The sequence below is a fragment of the Pseudomonas sp. G7(2022) genome, from assembly GCF_052660475.1.
Map to the genome: position 1 here is coordinate 2991606 of NZ_CP109659.1, position 16665 is coordinate 3008270.

A 16665-nucleotide genomic window follows, 5' to 3' on the forward strand; every position below is an offset into this window, starting at 1 on the left:
GCGAGCCGCAGGGCTCGCCTTTTTTTCGTTGCGCTCAGCGGCGGCCGAGCAGCAGACCGACCACCAGACCGAAACCGGCCGAGATGGCGACGGTCTGCCACGGATGGCCACCGATGTAGTTTTCGGTGGCATCCACCGCCGGTTTCGTACGGTCACGCACGCTGGAGACGGAGTCCAGCGCCTGCTGCAGTTTCAGGGCGATTTGTCCGCGCAGGGTTTCCGCTTCCTCGCCGACCAGTGAAGCACTGCTTTTGAGCAGTTTGTCCGACTCTTCGATCAGAGCCTGAAGTTCGCTGAACGCTTGATCCTTGATTTGGTCTTCAGCGGCTTGAACGGCGCTTTTGCGGGCCATTGGGTGACTCCTTGCAGGTGAATGGACAGTGAACAATGGAGTATGGCGCTGTTTGAAAAGTTGCAGCGAATTTCTCCGCGAAGGAAAAACCAGCGCCGGAGATTTCCCTCCAGCGTGTAAGATGTCGCCATTTTCACGCAACAGGTATTTCCCCATGAGTTTCAATCTGGCCGACAAATCCCTCGCAGAGCGCGCTGCGCTGGAAGACGAGAAATCCCGACTGTTCGAACTCTGGCAGAACAATCTGGGCAAAGCCAAGGGCGAAGCCGCGCGGTTGTTCGGCGAGCGCTCCAAGCGCAAGGGCAAATGGGCCGAGTTCGTACGCGCTGAACTGGACGGCATGTCGCCGCCGGAGTTTGCCAACATGGTGCGCAGTGAAGTCAATCGGCTGATGGCGGCCAACAAGTAATCATTCGGTCTTGAAACTGGCAACAATCGCTTCGCGAACCTTCAGCACCACTGGATCGATCTGGGTATTGGTGCGCCAGCCCAGTTCGACCGGATAGCGTGGCAGCGCCAGCGGGCAGGGCAGCAGTGCCAGCCCGCTCAGCGATGCAATGGCCTGCGCCGCATGGGCCGGGATGGTCGCCACGGCCGTACTGCCCCTGAGCAGATGCGGCAACGCCGCAAAGTGCGTGGTCGAGGCGCAGACCCGGCGAGTCAGCCCCAGCGCTGCCAACCCTTCATCGGTGATTCCGATAAAACCACCCGACGACACCAGAATGTGTTCCCGGGCGACAAACTCTTCCAGACCGATCTGCTGCTGGCCGGGCTCAAGGCTCGCCGGGTCCACCAGACACGCGTAACCCCCTTCACCCAGCACCTGACGGCTGAGCAGCCGCTCGGCGAACCCGCCGGCGGTGATCGCCAGGTCGATGCTGCGCTCCATCAGGGCCCGGGCGACGATCTGGCTGTGGGTCTGGCGGAAGATCAGACGCAGCTTCGGCGCGCGGCGGCCGATCTCTTCGATCAGGCGGCGCCCATAAGCAATCTCGAAATCATCCGACAGCCCGACGCTGACCGAGCGCCCGTCGTACTGATTGGCCGCCGGGTCGACCATCGCCAGGCTCTGCCGGCACTTGTTCAGCGCATCGCTGACCACCGGTTTCAACTGATTGGCCTTGAGGGTGGGCGCCAGGCCCCGACCGGTGCGCACGAACAATTGATCGCCGTACACCTCGCGCAATCGCCGTAACGCTGCGCTGACCGCCGACTGGGTCACGCCCAGACGCAACGCCGCACGGCTCGCACTGGATTCTTCATGCAGCGCTTCGAAGACTTTCAGCAGGTTGAGATCGATGTCTGCGATATTCATTTGGTTCATATCATTCAGCAGTGAGTCGGGCTTTATTCATGATCCCGTGGCGCCGGAGAATGAGCAACATCTGAACTTCACGGAGTGACCGCCATGCCAAAATCAATCGTTGCCGCCCTGCAGATCGGCGCCTTGCCCGGTGGCAAGGGTGAAACACTGGAACAGATCCTGAGCTGGGAAGGCGCAATCATAGAATCCGGCGCCGCGCTGGTGGTAATGCCCGAAGCCTTGCTCGGTGGTTACCCGAAGGGCGAGGGCTTTGGCACGCAGCTGGGTTATCGCTTGCCGGAAGGCCGCGAGGCCTACGCCCGTTACTTCGCCAACGCCATCGATGTGCCGGGCGCTGAAACTGAAGCACTGGCCGGGCTGTCGGCGCGTACCGGGGCCAACCTTGTGATCGGCGTTATCGAGCGGGTCGGCAGCACCTTGCATTGCACCGCGCTGTATTTCGACCCGCAGGCAGGCCTGGTGGCCAAACACCGCAAACTCATGCCCACCGGCACCGAACGGCTGATCTGGGGCAAGGGTGACGGTTCGACGCTGCCGGTGCTCGACACTCAGGTCGGCAAGCTCGGCGCAGTGATCTGCTGGGAAAACATGATGCCGCTGCTGCGCACGGCGATGTACGCCAAGGGCATTGAAGTCTGGTGCGCGCCAACCGTGGATGAGCGCGAGATGTGGCAGGTCAGCATGCGCCACATCGCCCATGAAGGGCGCTGCTTCGTGGTCAGCGCCTGTCAGGTGCAGGCCTCGCCGAACGAACTGGGCGTGGAGATCGCCAATTGGCCGGGGAATCGACCGCTGATTGCCGGTGGCAGTGTGATCGTCGGGCCGATGGGCGATGTGCTGGCCGGGCCGTTGCGCGGCGAGGCTGGCTTGCTCACCGCCGAGATCGATACCGATGAACTGGTGCGGGCCCGCTACGACTACGACGTGGTCGGCCACTATGCGCGGCCGGATGTGTTCGAGCTGAGCGTCGACGAGCGGGCCAAGCCAGGCGTGCGTTTCACGGTTTGACGGTTTGTCGGCGCCGCCAATCTTCGCGGGTGATTTCCCAGATTTCCCGTGGGAAGCGACCGCCGACAAAGTCATCCTCGTCCGTGCGAATCAAGCGCATGCCGCTGCGTTCCGATAGCTTTCGCGAGCCAAGGTTCGGGGCGGCTTTCGGTACGCGCATCAACGGTCGATCGAGGGTTTCGAACCAATATCGGGTCACGGCTTCACTGGCTTCGGTCATCAAACCCTGGCCCTGCCAGGCCGGTGCGAGCCAGAACCCGCGATGGTTGTCCGGCTCGTCCATCAGGCTGATGTTGCCGATCAATTGCTCTGGCGCCGATCTGAGGCGAATCGTCCAGTGCCACTCTTTGCCTGCCGCAATAGCCGGCAGCGCAATGTCACGCAGGTAGGTGAGGGCGCCGTCGTCCGGATACGGCCAGGGCACGAAGACGTTCAGATAACGCACCACTTCCCAGTGGGGAAATTGCTGCTGGATGGCCTCGGCATCCGCGAGTTCAAGCGGGCGCAACATCAGCCGTTCGGTGTACAGCGTGGGCGTGTCTTCCATAAACCACGATTTCCATGTTCTGACGGTGGGCCGTGCAGCCTAACGCATCTTTACCAGGTGGCGGCACTGGCCCTGGGCAGACTCAGCTTGCCGGTGTCGACAAAGCGCATCGTGCCAAACAGCCCGCCCGCCAGTTTGCCGCGCAGCACATAGGGCAGGTTGTCGAGGGTTTGCGTCTGGCTCAGGCCCAGGGTCTGGCGCAGCACCGAGAACGCGGAAATGCTCACCGGCACGCTGACGATGGTTTCGGAAAACCGTGGAATCGAGCCGGTCTGATCGCTCACACCCGACGCCAGGGAGTGGCCGTTGACCTCCAGATCCAGCGCGATGCCGTTGTAGTCGATGGGCGTTTCGTTGGGGTTCTGCACGCGCAGCTTGATCGCGAAGCGCACTTCCAGATCCTGGCTCGGCAGCGGTTCGAGGCCGACCACGTTGATGTTCACCGGGTCGCGGTTGGGAAACAGCGCACAGGCGCTGAGTGAGAGCAGAAGCAGGGACAGGATGACGGCTTGGATACGACGCATTGATGCTCTCTCATTGAAAAAGGGCTGAACCGTTGCCGGTATCAGCCCTTTTTTCATCGAGCGGACAGGATCAGCGGTTCAACTGTGCGACAGCGGCCGGCGCGACGGGTTCAGCTTTGGCCGGCAGGTCGGGGTTTTCCATGACCTGAAGGATAGAGGCTTCCGGGTCGAAGTCATCTTCTTCCAGTTCGATGAACTCTTCCGGCAGGAAGATATTCAGCACGATCGCGCACAGTGCGCCCACGGTGATCGGCGATTCGAAAATATTGCGCAACGCCTGCGGCAGTTCGCGCAGCACTTCCGGCACGGCAGCGATGCCCAGGCCCATGCCGACGGAAATCGCCACGATCAGCATGTTGCGCCGATGCAGGCCGGCCTCGGCGAGGATCTTGATCCCGGCCACGGCCACGGTGCCGAACATCACCAGCTCAGCGCCGCCAAGTACCGGCTTCGGCATCAGTTGCAGCACCGCGCCAATCATCGGAAACAGACCCAGCAGCACCAGCAGGCCGGCAATGAAGAAGGCCACGTAACGGCTGGCCACGCCGGTGAGCTGAATCACCCCGTTGTTCTGGGCGAAGGTCACCATCGGCATGCTGTTGAACACGGCCGCCATCGCGGAGTTGAGGCCATCGGCGAGCAGTCCGGACTTGATCCGGCGAATGTACAGCGGGCCTTTCACCGGTTGCCGGGAAATCATCGAGTTGGCAGTCAGGTCACCGGCCGCTTCCAGCGGCGACACCAGGAAAATCACTGCCACCGGCACGAACGCCACCCAGTCGAAGTTGAAACCGTACTTGAACGGCACCGGTACGCTGACCACCGGTACTTCGGGGAGGTTGGCGAAGTCCACGGTGCCCATCAGCCACGCCACCACGTAGCCGAGGGTCAGGCCGATGACGATCGCGCCCAGGCGCAGGAACGGCACGTCGACCCGGTTCAACACCACGATGGTGCCCAGCACCAGCGCCGCCAGGAACACATGGCTGGCCGCGCCCAGATCCGCCGCGCCGAAGCCGCCGGCAATGTCGGTCATCGCCACCTTGATCAGCGACAGGCCCATCAACGTGATGATGGTGCCGGTCACCACCGGGGTGATCAGCATGCGCAACTTGCCGATGAACTGACTCAGCACCACTTCGATGAACGCGGCGAAGAAGCACACGCCGAAGATCGTCGACAGGATTTCATCGGTGCCGCCGCCCCGTGCCTTGACCATGAAACCGGCGCTGAGAATCACGCTGATAAAGGAAAAACTGGTGCCTTGCAGGCACAGCAGCCCCGAACCGACCGGGCCGAAGCGCTTGGCCTGAACGAAGGTGCCGAGGCCCGAGACGAACAGCGCCATGCTGATCAGGTACGGGATTTCGCTTTGCAGGCCGAGGGCGCCGCCCATGATCAGGGTCGGGGTGATGATGCCGACGAAGCTGGCCAGCACGTGCTGCAGCGCGGCAAACACCGTTGCGGTGAAGTGCGGACGGTCGTTGAGGCCGTAGATGAGATCGTTGTTGCGCGGGGCTTTTTCAGAGGCGGTCATGGTGGGTTTGCGTGCCGCAATGCGGGGCCGGGTCGGAAAATGGGTGCGCAGGATGCCGCAAGCGAGGGGCGAGGGCAACGCATTAAAACTGCCCAAAAGGTCAGGTTCGACCAAAGGCTGAGAGCAGATCTTCTTCAAAAGCCCTTTGTGCATCTCCCGGCACCTGCGCCCGATGCCGGGCCAGATGGAACGCCACGTCAAAACTCAATTCCCCTTCGCGCACCGGCCGCAGCAGACCCTTGTCCTGCCACTGGCGGGCGTAATGGTCGGGCAGGTAGCCGAGGTGTTTGCCGGACAGAATGAAGGCAAGGGTGCCTTCGACCTGTTCCGAACGTGCCGAGCAGACCTTGCCCTGGAACGGCTCGTCACTGCGCAGAAACCTGTAGGGGTGATCGACCCGGTCGCACGCCTTTAACGCCGCGTCGTCGGGCGCATCGTCGTTAAACAGTGGATGCCCGGGCGCGCAATAAAGATGCTGGGTTTCGCGGAACAGCTCGCGGTAGTCGAACGCGTTCTGCACCTGGGAGAAGTAACCGATGGCCAGGTCCAGCCGCTGTTGCAGCAGCAGGCGCTCCATTTCGCCGGGCATGGCGCTGATCAGCTCGATGCGCACCGATTCGTCCCGCTCGCGAAACCGCCGGATCGCATCCGCCACCCGTTGCAGCACCGATTGATCGACCGCTTCCGACAGGCCCAGGCGTACTTCGCCGATCAGGCGTCCGGCCACGCCATTGGATTGATGACGAAAAGTCTCGATCGAATCGAACAGGCCTCGCGCAGCGATCAGCAGTTGTTCGCCTTTGGGCGTCAGGCTGAAGCCGCCCTTGCCCCGGTTGCACACCCGGTAGCCGAGGCGGGTTTCCAGCTTGGCCATTTGCTGGCTGATGCTCGACTGGCTCAGCCCCAGTTCACCCTGCGCCGCGCTGAAGCCATTGGCTTCGACCACGCCGAGAAACAGCCGTAAAAGCTGAAGATCGACATCATGGAGCTGACCGAGCATCACATTACTCCGGGATAAAGTCAGGTTAACAAACTTGATATTTCTCGAATGTATCCGACGGCGCATCCTGCAACCACTTCCTTCGGTCAGGTGTTCGTCATGGCTCCCGTCTTCAAGCTGTGTTTGCCCGCTTTGTTGCTTTCCGTCTCCATCGCCGCCCAGGCCGAAGAGAAGACGCTCAATCTCTACAGCTGGGCCGATTACGTGGCACCGGAAACCTTGCAGCGCTTCGAAAAGGAAACCGGCATTCACGTGCGCTACGACACCTTCGATACGTCCGAGGTGCTGGAAACCAAACTGCTCACCGGCGGCAGCGGTTATGACGTGGTGGTGCCTTCGTCCAGCGTGTTGGCCCGAGGTCTGGCCGCTGGAGCGCTCAAGGAAATTCCCCACGAAGGGCTCAAGGGTTACGCCAATCTCGATCCCGATCTGCTGGAAAAACTGGCGGCGGTCGATCCCGGCAACCGCTACGGCGTGCCGTACACCTGGGGCACCCTCGGCCTGGGCATGAACGTCGAGGCAGTCAAACAGCGGCTGCCGGATGTGCCGCTCAACAGTCTCGATCTGCTGTTCAAGCCTGAATACGCCAGCAAACTCAAGGATTGCGGGATCGCCATTCTCGACTCGCCGCAGGAAGTGATCGGCCTCGCGCTGCACTATCTCGGTAAAGATCCCTACAGCACCGACAAGAACGATCTGGCCGCCGCCGAAGCCTTGTTGCAGCAGTTGCAGCCCTCGGTGCTCTACGTCGCCACGGGCCGGCAGATCAATGATCTGGCCAACGGCAGCGTCTGCCTGGCGCTGACCTACAACGGCGATGCGAGCATGGCCGCCGATCAGGCACGCAAGGCCAACAAGCCGTTTGAAGTGGCTTACCGGATTCCCAAGGAAGGCACGCTGGTATGGCAGGACAACCTCGCCATCCCCAAAGACGCGCCGCATCCGGAAGCCGCACGCGCCTTCATCGAGTTCATGTTGCGCCCCGAATCCGTGGCGGCCCTGACCAATACGCTGTTCTTTGCCACCGCCAACCAGGCCGCCACGCCGCTGGTGGATGAAGCGGTGCGCAACGATCCGGACATTTTCCCGAAACCCGAAGTGCGCGAGCGTCTGTACGCCGACCACAGCATGAGCCTCAAGGACATGCGCCAGCGCACACGCCTGTGGACCACTTTCCGTAGCCGCCAATAGCCTTCCCTAACAACAGGAGCACACCGATGGACGTGCCAACGCAAAACGATCAGGCCCTGACCCGTAACAGCCTTTTCGGCACTGCTGCCGAAAGCACCTACGCCGGGATCACCAGTTTCATGCGCCGGCGCTACAGCCGCGACTTGCGCGGCGTGGACGTGGCGGTCAGCGGCGTGCCGTTCGACACCGCCACCAGCAACCGTCCAGGCGCCCGTTTCGGGCCTCGCGGGATTCGTGCTGCATCCACCGGGATTGCCTGGGAACGGCACTGGCCGTGGGCGTTCGACCCGTTCGATCATCTGGCGGTGATCGACTACGGAGACTGCGACTTCGATTACGGCTCGCCGCACACCATCCCCGAAAGCATCGAGGCCCACGCCGAGCACATCCTCAGCTCCGGCAGCGCGATGCTGACATTCGGCGGCGATCACTTCATCAGCTATCCGCTGCTCAAGGCTCACGCCCGCAAGCACGGCACATTGTCGCTGATCCACTTCGATGCCCACAGCGACACCTGGCCGGACGAGGGCGGCAAGCGGGTCGATCACGGCACCATGTTCTGGCACGCGGCGCGGGAAGGGCTGGTGGATCCGGCGCGTTCGGTGCAGATCGGTTTGCGCACCACCAATGACGATCACCAGGGCTTTCAGGTGCTGGACGCGCGGCAGGTGCATCGCCGCGGCTGCGAAGCGATTGTCGAGGCCATTCGGGCGCGGGTCGGGGACAACCCGGTGTACCTGACGTTTGACATCGATTGTCTGGATCCGGCCTTTGCTCCGGGCACGGGGACGCCGGTCTGCGGCGGGTTGAGCACGGTGCAGGCGCTGGAAATCCTTGGCGGATTGCGCGGGATCCATCTGGTGGGCATGGACGTGGTGGAAGTGGCGCCGGCCTATGACCATGCGGACGTGACGTCGCTGGCGGCGGCGACCCTGGCCATGGAGATGCTGTGCCTGTACGCGGCCAGGCACAAAGTCGACGCGTGATCAGCTCTGAGCCTGGTGAAAGCTCCTGACAATTTCTGACACCAGGCTCTGCTAAGCTCCGGCAAATTTCTGCCCGGAGCCTCACACCGTGTCGCGCACCACTCGTCTGTTGACCCTGCTGCAAGTGCTGCGTGGCAAGAAGCGCCCGGTGACCGCGGCGACGCTGGCCTGCGAGCTGGAAATCTCCGAACGCACCCTCTATCGCGACATCGCCGAACTGACCGCACTCGGTGCGCCGATCCATGGCGAGGCGGGCATCGGTTACGTGTTGCGCAGCGGTCTGTTTCTGCCGCCGCTGATGCTCAACGCCGATGAGACCGAAGCCATTGTGCTGGGCCTGCGTTATGTCGATCAGCGTGGCGACGAGGTCCTGAGCAAAGCCGCTGCCGACGCGTTGGCGAAAATTGCGGCGGTGCTGGACCCGCAGGCCCAGGAAGCGCTGCGCAATCCGACGGTGATGCCCGGGCCGCCGGGTTACGGGTTCCCGCAGAACGCGGTGCCGTTGAATGTGTTCCGTCAGGCGATCCGCGATCAGGCCAAGCTGCACATCGATTATGCCGACGCACAACAGGTGCCGAGCCAGCGCTTGATCTGGCCCCTGGCGCTGGGGTTTCTCAACGAGGTGCGGATTATCGTGGCGTGGTGCGAGTTGCGCAGCGCGTATCGCACCTTCAGAACCGACCGGATCTCCGCCGCCAGTCTGCAGGGCGAGCGTTATCCGGGACGTCGCAGTGACCTGCTGCGCACCTGGCAGCGGCAGATGCAACTGGACGAAAGCGGGCGTTTCACTCCTGACAAAAACTGACGCAGGGCTGTTCTAGGATGGCGACAGAATCGAAAACAAGGAGTTGCACTCATGTTCCATCCCACCTCGATACTCGCTCCGGCCATCGTTGAGTACATCAACGCCGCCAATGCTCGGGATACGTCCCGGGTCGGCAGTTTTTTTGCCGAGGATGCCCACGTGTTCGATGAAGGTCATCATCAGGTCGGCCCGCAGGCCATCGCGCAGTGGATGCAAGATACTGCGCAGCGCTATCAGCCGCGGGTCGAAGTGCTCGGCGTTCAGCAGCGCACCGGCAAGGTGCTGGTGCAAGGGCTGATTTCCGGGACGTTTCCCGGCAGCCCGCTGGAACTGCGCTACACCTTCCGCCTCAACGAGCAGGGCAAAATCGCACGGCTGGATATTTCCGTGTAGCCATCGTGGCATACTGCCGCGCATGACTTTCGACTCCCCTTTAAGCGCCTGGCAACATGCCGTCGAGCACAAGGGCTTCATCCAGGATGAAGCCCAGGAGCACGCGGTCTGGGCGTTGCAAAAATGCCATGAAGCCCTGCACGCCGGTGCCCGTTCGGTCACCGGCGTTTACCTGTGGGGCCCGGTCGGGCGCGGCAAGACCTGGCTGATGGACCAGTTCCATCAAAGCCTGCGGGTGCCGGCCCGGCGGCAGCACTTTCATCACTTCATGGGCTGGGTCCATCAGCGCTCGTTTCAACTGACCGGCATCGCCGACCCGTTGCGGGCTCTGGCTCGGGAACTGGCGGCTGAAGTGCGGGTGTTGTGTTTTGATGAGCTGTTCGTCAATGACATCGGTGACGCGATCATTCTCGGGCGCCTGTTCCAGGTGATGTTCGACGAAGGCGTGGTGGTGGTCTGCACCTCCAATCTGCCGCCGGATCAACTGTATGCCGACGGCTTCAACCGCGACCGCTTCCTGCCGGCGATCACCGCAATCAAGCAGCATATGCAGGTGGTCGCGGTGAACGGCGCCGAGGATCATCGTTTGCATCCGGGCGCCATCGAGCAACGTTATTGGGTGGCGGCGCCGGAGCAGGATTGCGCGCTGGCCGGGGTGTTCGACGCGCTGGCGGCCGGGCAGAGCGCCAGCTCGGAACCGGTTCCGGTCGGCTACCGTGCCTTGAATGTGGTGAAGGCCAGCGAGTCGGTGTTGTGGTGCCGTTATGCCGATCTGTGCGAGCAACCGTTCGCGGCCATGGACTTCATCGCGCTGTGCGACACCTACCGGGCTATTCTGTTGAGCGAGGTGCCGAACCTGAGCGCACAAAAGCGCGAAGGGCGGATTGCCCGTGGCACCGAGGACGGCGCCGAGCGGGTGGTGGCCGGCGACCGCGAGTTGCCGCAACTGTCGGTGCACGATGACGGCGTACGGCGTTTCATTGCCCTGGTCGACGAGTGCTACGACCGCAAGGTGCCGCTGTACATCGAGGCCGATGTGCCGATGGACGCGCTGTACACCGAGGGCTACCTGGAATTCCCGTTCCGCCGGACCCTCAGCCGTTTGCAGGAGATGCAGCTGCAACGCTTTGCCGACACTTGATGCACGGAGGGCGCGACATGACTCAGCCACTGTCCCACCATTTGCTGACCATGGCCTATCAGAATGCCTGGGCCAACCATCGACTGGCCAAGGCCTGGAGCCAGCTCGACGACGCGCAGCTGGCAGCGCCACGGGTGAGTTTCTTCCCGAGCATCCGCCTGACCCTCAACCACATCCTTACCTGCGACTGGTTCTACGTCGATGCACTGGAGCGCGAGTTGCGGGGTGATGAGCCGCATCCCGATTGCTACGTGTTCTTCAATGCGCACGAGCCTTTCACCGAGGCGCAGGCCTTGCGCCGCGAACAGGGCCATGTCGACCGCCGCTTGATCGCCTACTGCGAGCAACTGCGCGATGCCGATCTGGGGCGCATCGTCACCATCGCTCGTGAAACGCCGCAACACGACAGTCGTCTGCGGATGATCTCGCACCTGTTCGAACATCAGATCCACCATCGTGGTCAGGTCCACGCCATGCTCAGCGGCACACCGGTGAAACCGCCGCAACTGGACGAATTTTTCTGTGCTGGCGAGTCCGGTCTGCGGGCCGAGGATTTCGCCGAACTGGGCTGGACCGAAGCACTCATCTGGGGCCACTGAAAACGTCGGGTTGTGGCCGGGCCTGCCTCGCGCTAAGGTCGCCGAGCCTATCAGTGCGTATCAAACGCACCGGGGCCCCGTGCGATCGAGGATGGAAATGGATTCCGCAGAGATTCTTGTACTTCAAGCCAGTTACACCAACCCGCTGCATGCCGAGGCCATCGGTGTGGTGCTCAATCATTACGCCGAAGACCCGATGGGCGGGGGCCATCCCATTGCCCCTGAACTGTTGCAGCAATTGCCCGCAGAACTGGCCAAACGGCCCCACGCATTCAGCGTCCTGGCCTTTGTCGGTGGAGAACCGGCCGGGCTGGTGAACTGCTTCGAGGGCTTTTCGACCTTCGCCTGCAAACCGCTGGTCAACGTCCACGACGTGTCGGTGGTGACAAAGTTTCGTGGTCTGGGACTGAGCCAGAAAATGCTGCGCAAGGTCGAGGAAATCGCCCGGCAGCGCGGCTGCTGCAAAATCACCCTGGAGGTGCTCGAAGGTAACGCCGTCGCTCAGGGCTCCTACACCAAATTCGGCTTTGCGCCGGGCATGTTTGACCCGAGTCACGGGCGCATGCTGTTCTGGATCAAGGAATTGCAGGCATAAAAAAGGCGCCCTGAAGGGCGCCCAACTGTCATCTGCGAAGCCAGAACGCAGCCGTCGCAGGTCCATCGGTAAACTCTTGTCTCACGGACGGTAATGTTCGGTGACCTGTGCGGTCTGGTCGTCCGGGACCCGAAGTTCGCTGGTTTTGGTGTCAGCCTGCTGGCTTTGGGCGGTGTGGACCGGGAAGTTTTCCCAGTGATACCGCATCCGCTCGGCACCGCCTTCGGCGAAAGCGCTGGCGGATGCAAGTGTGATCAGACCGGCCAGGAGTGCAGTCGTGGTTTTCATGGTTGTCTCCTACGGAAAAATGTCGGAGCCGTTCGTCCATGAATCAGTGCCTCGGGGCGCACTCTCAGCCACGGGTATTAACCTGGGGTTAACGCGCGTTTCGTGCAGGTTTTACTGATTGTTTCCGAGGTGTGGCAGACGAATGCTGCACGCGCCGATGGCGCGCGCAGGTCGCAGGGAAGGGCTTCAAAGTTTCCAGTCGAGGCTCAGCGTTACGGTGCGCGGATCACCCCAGTAAACGCCGTTGTAGAAGCCGACGTTGTCGTAATACTTCTTGTCGAACAGGTTGTCGACGTTCAGCGATGCCGACAAGTGTTTGTCGAATTCATAGCGCGACATCAGCTTGACCACGGTGTACGCCCCCTGACTGATCCGCGCTCGCTCGGTGATGATCCGGCCATCGGTGCCACGGCCGACCGGTCGGTTCGAACTGCCATAGACATCGCTCTGCCAGTTCACCGCGCCGCCCACGGTCAGGGCGTGCCAGTCGCCCGGCAGGCGATAGGCCGTGGACAGACGCAGCATGTTCAGCGGCTGGTTGGTATTGGCGCGATTTTTTTCGCCGTTGACCGCGTGGGTGTAGGTGTAGCCGGCGGTCATGTTCCAGCCATCGAGGACCTCGCCCGAGACTTCGGCTTCGAAACCGTTGACCTTGTTGCCCTTGCCGCCGGACTTGTAGAACTCTTCGCCCGTCACCGGATCCGGCGCGACCGAGTCGTCCAGCTCGGCGACATTGTCCTGCTTGCTCCAGAACACGGCGGTGGCCAGGTTCAGGCGCTCGTCGAGCAGACTGCCCTTGAGGCCCACTTCATAATTGCTGCCGACCACCGGCTCGATGAACTTGCGGTTGGCGTCGCGGTATTCCTGCGGGTTGAAGATGTCGGTGTAGCTGACATACACGGTGTATTCGGGCGTCAGGTCGTAGAGCAGACCCGCGTAGGGCGTCCACATGTCGTTGTGTTGCTGACGGCTGGCGTCGATACCGCTCACTTGCAGGTGGTCATCGAACGCGGTGGAGGAGGTCGAGGATTTCCAGCTGCCGTAGCGGCTGCCCAGTACCGCATGCAGGTCATCGGTGAAGCTCAGGCGCGTGGCCAGGTAACCGGCCTTCTGCCGGGTGCTTGAAGTGGAACCGGTCAGGCCGGTGACAGTGTCCGGAAATTTGGCGATATCACCCATGTATTTCCAGTCGCGAATCTGCCCGTAACCTGGCGGCACCACGCCTGCGATCGTGTAAGGATTGCGTTCACTGCGATCGGCTTCGCCGTAACCGAACATCAACTCGTGTTCGCGACCGAGCAAGGTATAGGGTCCCGAGACATTGAAGTCATACGTCTTCATTTTCTGCGTGCCGATCATGTGTGACGTATAGGCCGTCATCCCGCTGCGGTCGTGCGCAGGGAACCCCGCGCCGCCGTAGTAGACCTTGCCGTCGGTATCGCTCTGGCGATGGGTGTAGGCCGCTTTCAGATGCCAGCCACCGGCCAGTGCCTGATCGAGAGTGGCGAAGGCCGTCTTGTCCTTGATCGGCCAGGAACTCCAGGACGTCGCCATGTTGGTCGAACGACCCAGGCCGGCCCTGCTGCCGTCGGCGTTCCAGTAGGGCACCGTGCCCCAGGAGCTGCCTTGCACCTGCTTGTCCTGATAGTCATAACCGACTGCCAGTACCGTCGACTCCGTCAGGTCGGCTTCGAGAATGCCGTAGCCGACTTCCCGTTGCAGGGCATATTTGTCGCGAAACGACTGGCTGTCGCGATAAGCCAGCACGCTGCGCCCGCGCAGACGGCCGTCGAAGGCAAGCGGCCCGCCCACATCCACGTAGCTGTAGTAATCGTCGTAACTGCCGCCGCTGACCCCGGCCAGCGCCTGCAATTGCGCGGTGGGGCGCTTGCGCACCATGTTGATCGTCGCCGAAGGATCACCGGCACCGGTGGTCAGGCCGGTGGCGCCGCGAACCACTTCGATCCGGTCGTAGATAATCGTGTCGGCGTCGGACTTCATCCGGCTGAAGGTGTTGAGCATCCCGTCGATCTGGAAGTTGTTGATCGGGTAGCCGCGTGCCGAATAGCTGACCCGGTCCGAGTCGTTGTGCTGGACCACCACGCCGGTGGTCTGGCTCATGGCCTCGGATAACGTGCCGAGCTTGAAATCGTCCATCTGCTGACGGGTGACCACGGACACCGATTGCGGGGTTTCCTTGATCGACAGGTTCAATCGCGTCGCCGTGTTCATGGCGCCAGTGGTGTAGGACGCAGTGTCTTCGGTGGTGCTGCCGAGACTTTCGGCGGTGACGCTGGTGGAGGCCAGTTCCAGTGCCGAGGCGGCGCTCTGCGGCTGTTTTTCAGCCTCGGTTTCAGCCAGCAGGTCGGGGCTCAGTGCTGCGCTGCACAGGCCCAGGGTGAGGGTCATGGAACGGGTGATGGGCGCGAACATCGCAGCCGACTCCTTGTCTTCGGGGGAAAATTTCCTTTGGTTCAAAGACGAAGGGGGAAAGGGCGATTTAGTGACAAGCGAGAAATATTGTCATTTCCAGGTGTTGCGAGGGCATGAAAAAAGGGCCGTTTCCGGCCCTTTCCAGGTTACTGCTTGACCACTTCTTTCGGTGCGTCCTCGGGCTTTTTCGGCTTCATCAGGCTGAAGTCGATCAAGGCGCGCTGTTCGCGTTCGTAAGGGTTGCCGATCAGCAGCGGACGCTGCTTGAAGCTGTCGCTGACCACGCTTTTGCTGCGGTCCAGTTCATCGAAACTCAAACCCGCCAGGTCCGCCCAGGTGTGGATCAGGTGCGCGCTGCTGTAAGGCCGGCTCAGATCCGCGGCAAAACTCCAGTAGTGGTTTTCGCGCCACTTCGGCGACGCCCAGGCCATGAACGGAATGGTGTACATCGGCGCGGTCGGTTTGTTTTCGTTACGACCCAGGGTGGTGTGGCCCGCCGAGTCGAACACGTCTTCACCGTGGTCGGAGAGGTACAGCAGGAAACCGTTCGGATCGGACTTGGCGTAGTCCTTGATCAGGCTCGAGACCACAAAATCGTTGTACAGCACTGCGTTGTCGTAGCTGTTGTAGGTCGGTACCTGATCGTCACGCACGCCGGCCGGAACGCCGTTGCGGTCCTGGAACTTGTCGAAGCTCGGCGGATAACGGTACTGGTAGCTCATGTGCGTGCCGAGCAGATGCACGACGATCAGCTTGCGCGGTGCCGGATCGGTCAGAGCCTTGTTGAACGGCTCGATCACGTCGCCATCGTATTGCGCGGCGTTCTGGTTGCGGTTGTTGTTCAGGTACACCTGCTCGTCGGCCTGTTCGGAGAAGGTCGTGAGCATGGTGTTGCGCTTGGTCATGGTCTGCTGGTTGGTGATCCAGAAGGTCTTGTAGCCCGCCTGTTTCATCATGCTGACCAGCGATGGTGTGGACAGGTACAGATCCGGGTTTTCTTCGTCGGCGAAGGTCAGCACCTGTTGCAGCGCCTCAATGGTGTACGGGCGCGGGGTGACGACGTTATCGAAGACCGACAGTTGATCCTTGAGCTTGTCCAGCTCCGGTGTGGTCTTGCGCTGATAGCCGTAGAGGCTCATGCGCTGACGGTTGGTGGACTCGCCGATCACCAGCACCAGTGTTGCGGGCTGATTGGCACCGGAGTCCTTGAGGTTATGCAGGGGCGGAATCTTGCTCGCGCTGTGGAGCATGCCCTGCATTTCGCCGAGGGTTTCGAGGTAGCGGTGATAGGCCACGGCCATCTGCCATGGCACGGCCGGTTCGATGCGGGTTTCGAACTTCTCGAAACCGCCGGCGAAGCTGCCGGTGCGCTGGGTCTGCTTGACCAGCGGATAACCGACCACTGCGATCAGAATCGCCATGGCCGCCACGAAGGCCCGCCCGCGAGGCATGTAGACCGGGCGCAGGCGAGTCCACAGGAAGTAGGCGAAGGCGGTGTGAGCGAGGAACGCGGGGATCATCCACCAGGCGAAGTATTGGGTGATGTACTCGCCGGCTTCCGACACGTTCGACTCGAACATGATGAAGATGACGCTCTGGGAGAACTCCTGCTGATAGATGAAGAAGTAACCCAGGCTGGCCATCGAACAGGCCCACAACACCACGCCGATCACGGCGGCGAGCAGACGGGTGCGCTTGGGAAACAGCAGCATCGGCGCCAGCCAGACGGCGCTCATCACGAACGCTTGACGGAATCCGGTGAAGCCGGAGGTGCCCGTCAGCTGGATCAGCAGTTGAGTGATTCCGGAGAAGTACCAGAAGAATACAAACAGCCAGATGAAACCGGCCCAGTCAAAACCTGCCGCAGCAGTCTTGCTGCGTTTAAACAATGCCATTCAGCACTCCAACTCAGTCACCATTGCCACCGCCGGGACGTTTCATG

At 61.8% G+C, this 16665-nt stretch carries 18 protein-coding genes; 9 read left to right on the plus strand and 9 right to left on the minus strand.

Features of this window, described 5'->3' with window-relative positions; all coding sequences use genetic code 11:
* Nucleotides 1-34: 34 nt before the first annotated feature.
* Complete coding sequence (locus NE357_RS13500) at nt 35-352, minus strand: DUF883 family protein (RefSeq protein ID WP_096820293.1); 318 nt, start codon at nt 350-352, stop codon at nt 35-37.
* Nucleotides 353-506: 154 nt separating this feature from the next.
* On the opposite strand from NE357_RS13500, the gene NE357_RS13505 reads away from it, so the two are divergent.
* Nucleotides 507-761 carry a hypothetical protein gene (locus NE357_RS13505; protein ID WP_007957535.1) on the plus strand — a complete coding sequence of 85 codons (255 nt, stop codon included), beginning with the start codon at nt 507-509 and terminating at the stop codon, nt 759-761.
* Here the strand turns inward: NE357_RS13505 and NE357_RS13510 are convergent, their stop codons facing one another.
* Complete coding sequence (locus NE357_RS13510; protein ID WP_169430279.1) at nt 762-1676, minus strand: LysR family transcriptional regulator; 915 nt, start codon at nt 1674-1676, stop codon at nt 762-764.
* 84 nt (nt 1677-1760) lie between these two features.
* On the opposite strand from NE357_RS13510, the gene NE357_RS13515 reads away from it, so the two are divergent.
* Nucleotides 1761-2684, plus strand: a complete 924-nt coding sequence (locus tag NE357_RS13515) for a carbon-nitrogen hydrolase family protein (protein WP_169430280.1) — start codon at nt 1761-1763, stop codon at nt 2682-2684.
* Here the strand turns inward: NE357_RS13515 and NE357_RS13520 are convergent.
* The 4 genes from NE357_RS13520 to NE357_RS13535 form a co-directional block, all read right to left on the minus strand.
* On the minus strand, nt 2674-3231 hold the full coding sequence (locus NE357_RS13520; RefSeq protein ID WP_169430281.1) for a GNAT family N-acetyltransferase: 558 nt from the start codon (nt 3229-3231) through the stop codon (nt 2674-2676). The genes NE357_RS13515 and NE357_RS13520 overlap by 11 nt on opposite strands.
* A 50-nt stretch (nt 3232-3281) precedes the next feature.
* Complete coding sequence (locus NE357_RS13525) at nt 3282-3755, minus strand: LEA type 2 family protein (RefSeq protein WP_169430282.1); 474 nt, start codon at nt 3753-3755, stop codon at nt 3282-3284.
* 70 nt (nt 3756-3825) lie between these two features.
* Entirely contained in the window at nt 3826-5292 is a 1467-nt protein-coding gene (locus NE357_RS13530) for a nucleobase:cation symporter-2 family protein (protein ID WP_169430283.1), read from the minus strand.
* Nucleotides 5293-5392: 100 nt separating this feature from the next.
* Nucleotides 5393-6292, minus strand: coding sequence for a LysR family transcriptional regulator (locus tag NE357_RS13535; RefSeq protein ID WP_169430284.1), 900 nt, complete (start codon nt 6290-6292; stop codon nt 5393-5395).
* A 99-nt stretch (nt 6293-6391) separates the two neighbouring features.
* Between NE357_RS13535 and NE357_RS13540 the strand changes: the two genes are divergently transcribed.
* The 7 genes from NE357_RS13540 to NE357_RS13570 all read left to right on the plus strand — a co-directional run bounded on the left by NE357_RS13540 (nt 6392) and on the right by NE357_RS13570 (nt 12002).
* A complete protein-coding gene (locus tag NE357_RS13540) occupies nt 6392-7483 on the plus strand; it encodes a polyamine ABC transporter substrate-binding protein (protein ID WP_169430285.1) in 1092 nt (363 codons plus the stop codon).
* A 26-nt stretch (nt 7484-7509) separates the two neighbouring features.
* A complete protein-coding gene (speB, locus tag NE357_RS13545) occupies nt 7510-8469 on the plus strand; it encodes an agmatinase (RefSeq protein ID WP_169430286.1) in 960 nt (319 codons plus the stop codon).
* 88 nt (nt 8470-8557) lie between these two features.
* On the plus strand, nt 8558-9274 hold the full coding sequence (locus NE357_RS13550; protein WP_169430287.1) for a helix-turn-helix transcriptional regulator: 717 nt from the start codon (nt 8558-8560) through the stop codon (nt 9272-9274).
* Nucleotides 9275-9325: 51 nt separating this feature from the next.
* Complete coding sequence (locus NE357_RS13555) at nt 9326-9667, plus strand: nuclear transport factor 2 family protein (RefSeq protein WP_169430288.1); 342 nt, start codon at nt 9326-9328, stop codon at nt 9665-9667.
* Nucleotides 9668-9689: 22 nt separating this feature from the next.
* Nucleotides 9690-10808 carry a cell division protein ZapE gene (gene zapE, locus NE357_RS13560; protein ID WP_169430289.1) on the plus strand — a complete coding sequence of 373 codons (1119 nt, stop codon included), beginning with the start codon at nt 9690-9692 and terminating at the stop codon, nt 10806-10808.
* Nucleotides 10809-10825: 17 nt separating this feature from the next.
* Nucleotides 10826-11407 carry a DinB family protein gene (locus tag NE357_RS13565; RefSeq protein ID WP_169430290.1) on the plus strand — a complete coding sequence of 194 codons (582 nt, stop codon included), beginning with the start codon at nt 10826-10828 and terminating at the stop codon, nt 11405-11407.
* Nucleotides 11408-11504: 97 nt separating this feature from the next.
* Nucleotides 11505-12002 carry a GNAT family N-acetyltransferase gene (locus NE357_RS13570; RefSeq protein ID WP_169430291.1) on the plus strand — a complete coding sequence of 166 codons (498 nt, stop codon included), beginning with the start codon at nt 11505-11507 and terminating at the stop codon, nt 12000-12002.
* An 81-nt stretch (nt 12003-12083) separates the two neighbouring features.
* On the opposite strand, the gene NE357_RS13575 is transcribed toward NE357_RS13570, so the two are convergent.
* The 3 genes from NE357_RS13575 to NE357_RS13585 form a co-directional block, all read right to left on the minus strand.
* Nucleotides 12084-12290 carry a hypothetical protein gene (locus NE357_RS13575; RefSeq protein WP_169430292.1) on the minus strand — a complete coding sequence of 69 codons (207 nt, stop codon included), beginning with the start codon at nt 12288-12290 and terminating at the stop codon, nt 12084-12086.
* Between the two features lie 186 nt (nt 12291-12476).
* A complete protein-coding gene (locus NE357_RS13580) occupies nt 12477-14723 on the minus strand; it encodes a TonB-dependent siderophore receptor (protein ID WP_169430293.1) in 2247 nt (748 codons plus the stop codon).
* Between the two features lie 146 nt (nt 14724-14869).
* Entirely contained in the window at nt 14870-16618 is a 1749-nt protein-coding gene (locus NE357_RS13585) for a phosphoethanolamine transferase CptA (protein WP_169430294.1), read from the minus strand.
* Nucleotides 16619-16665 lie beyond the last annotated feature (47 nt).

Excerpts from the sequence above, each read along its gene's own strand:
- NE357_RS13555 (WP_169430288.1), top strand. The coding sequence starts at position 9,326 with ATGTTCCATCCCACCTCGATACTCGCTCCGGCCATCGTTGAGTACATC.
- speB (WP_169430286.1), top strand. The coding sequence starts at position 7,510 with ATGGACGTGCCAACGCAAAACGATCAGGCCCTGACCCGTAACAGCCTT.
- NE357_RS13515 (WP_169430280.1), top strand. The coding sequence starts at position 1,761 with ATGCCAAAATCAATCGTTGCCGCCCTGCAGATCGGCGCCTTGCCCGGT.
- NE357_RS13520 (WP_169430281.1), bottom strand. The coding sequence starts at position 3,231 with ATGGAAGACACGCCCACGCTGTACACCGAACGGCTGATGTTGCGCCCG.
- NE357_RS13535 (WP_169430284.1), bottom strand. The coding sequence starts at position 6,292 with ATGCTCGGTCAGCTCCATGATGTCGATCTTCAGCTTTTACGGCTGTTT.
- NE357_RS13510 (WP_169430279.1), bottom strand. The coding sequence starts at position 1,676 with ATGAACCAAATGAATATCGCAGACATCGATCTCAACCTGCTGAAAGTC.
- NE357_RS13575 (WP_169430292.1), bottom strand. The coding sequence starts at position 12,290 with ATGAAAACCACGACTGCACTCCTGGCCGGTCTGATCACACTTGCATCC.
- NE357_RS13585 (WP_169430294.1), bottom strand. The coding sequence starts at position 16,618 with ATGGCATTGTTTAAACGCAGCAAGACTGCTGCGGCAGGTTTTGACTGG.
- NE357_RS13580 (WP_169430293.1), bottom strand. The coding sequence starts at position 14,723 with ATGTTCGCGCCCATCACCCGTTCCATGACCCTCACCCTGGGCCTGTGC.
- NE357_RS13525 (WP_169430282.1), bottom strand. The coding sequence starts at position 3,755 with ATGCGTCGTATCCAAGCCGTCATCCTGTCCCTGCTTCTGCTCTCACTC.
- NE357_RS13570 (WP_169430291.1), top strand. The coding sequence starts at position 11,505 with ATGGATTCCGCAGAGATTCTTGTACTTCAAGCCAGTTACACCAACCCG.
- NE357_RS13500 (WP_096820293.1), bottom strand. The coding sequence starts at position 352 with ATGGCCCGCAAAAGCGCCGTTCAAGCCGCTGAAGACCAAATCAAGGAT.
- NE357_RS13565 (WP_169430290.1), top strand. The coding sequence starts at position 10,826 with ATGACTCAGCCACTGTCCCACCATTTGCTGACCATGGCCTATCAGAAT.
- NE357_RS13530 (WP_169430283.1), bottom strand. The coding sequence starts at position 5,292 with ATGACCGCCTCTGAAAAAGCCCCGCGCAACAACGATCTCATCTACGGC.
- NE357_RS13540 (WP_169430285.1), top strand. The coding sequence starts at position 6,392 with ATGGCTCCCGTCTTCAAGCTGTGTTTGCCCGCTTTGTTGCTTTCCGTC.
- zapE (WP_169430289.1), top strand. The coding sequence starts at position 9,690 with ATGACTTTCGACTCCCCTTTAAGCGCCTGGCAACATGCCGTCGAGCAC.
- NE357_RS13505 (WP_007957535.1), top strand. The coding sequence starts at position 507 with ATGAGTTTCAATCTGGCCGACAAATCCCTCGCAGAGCGCGCTGCGCTG.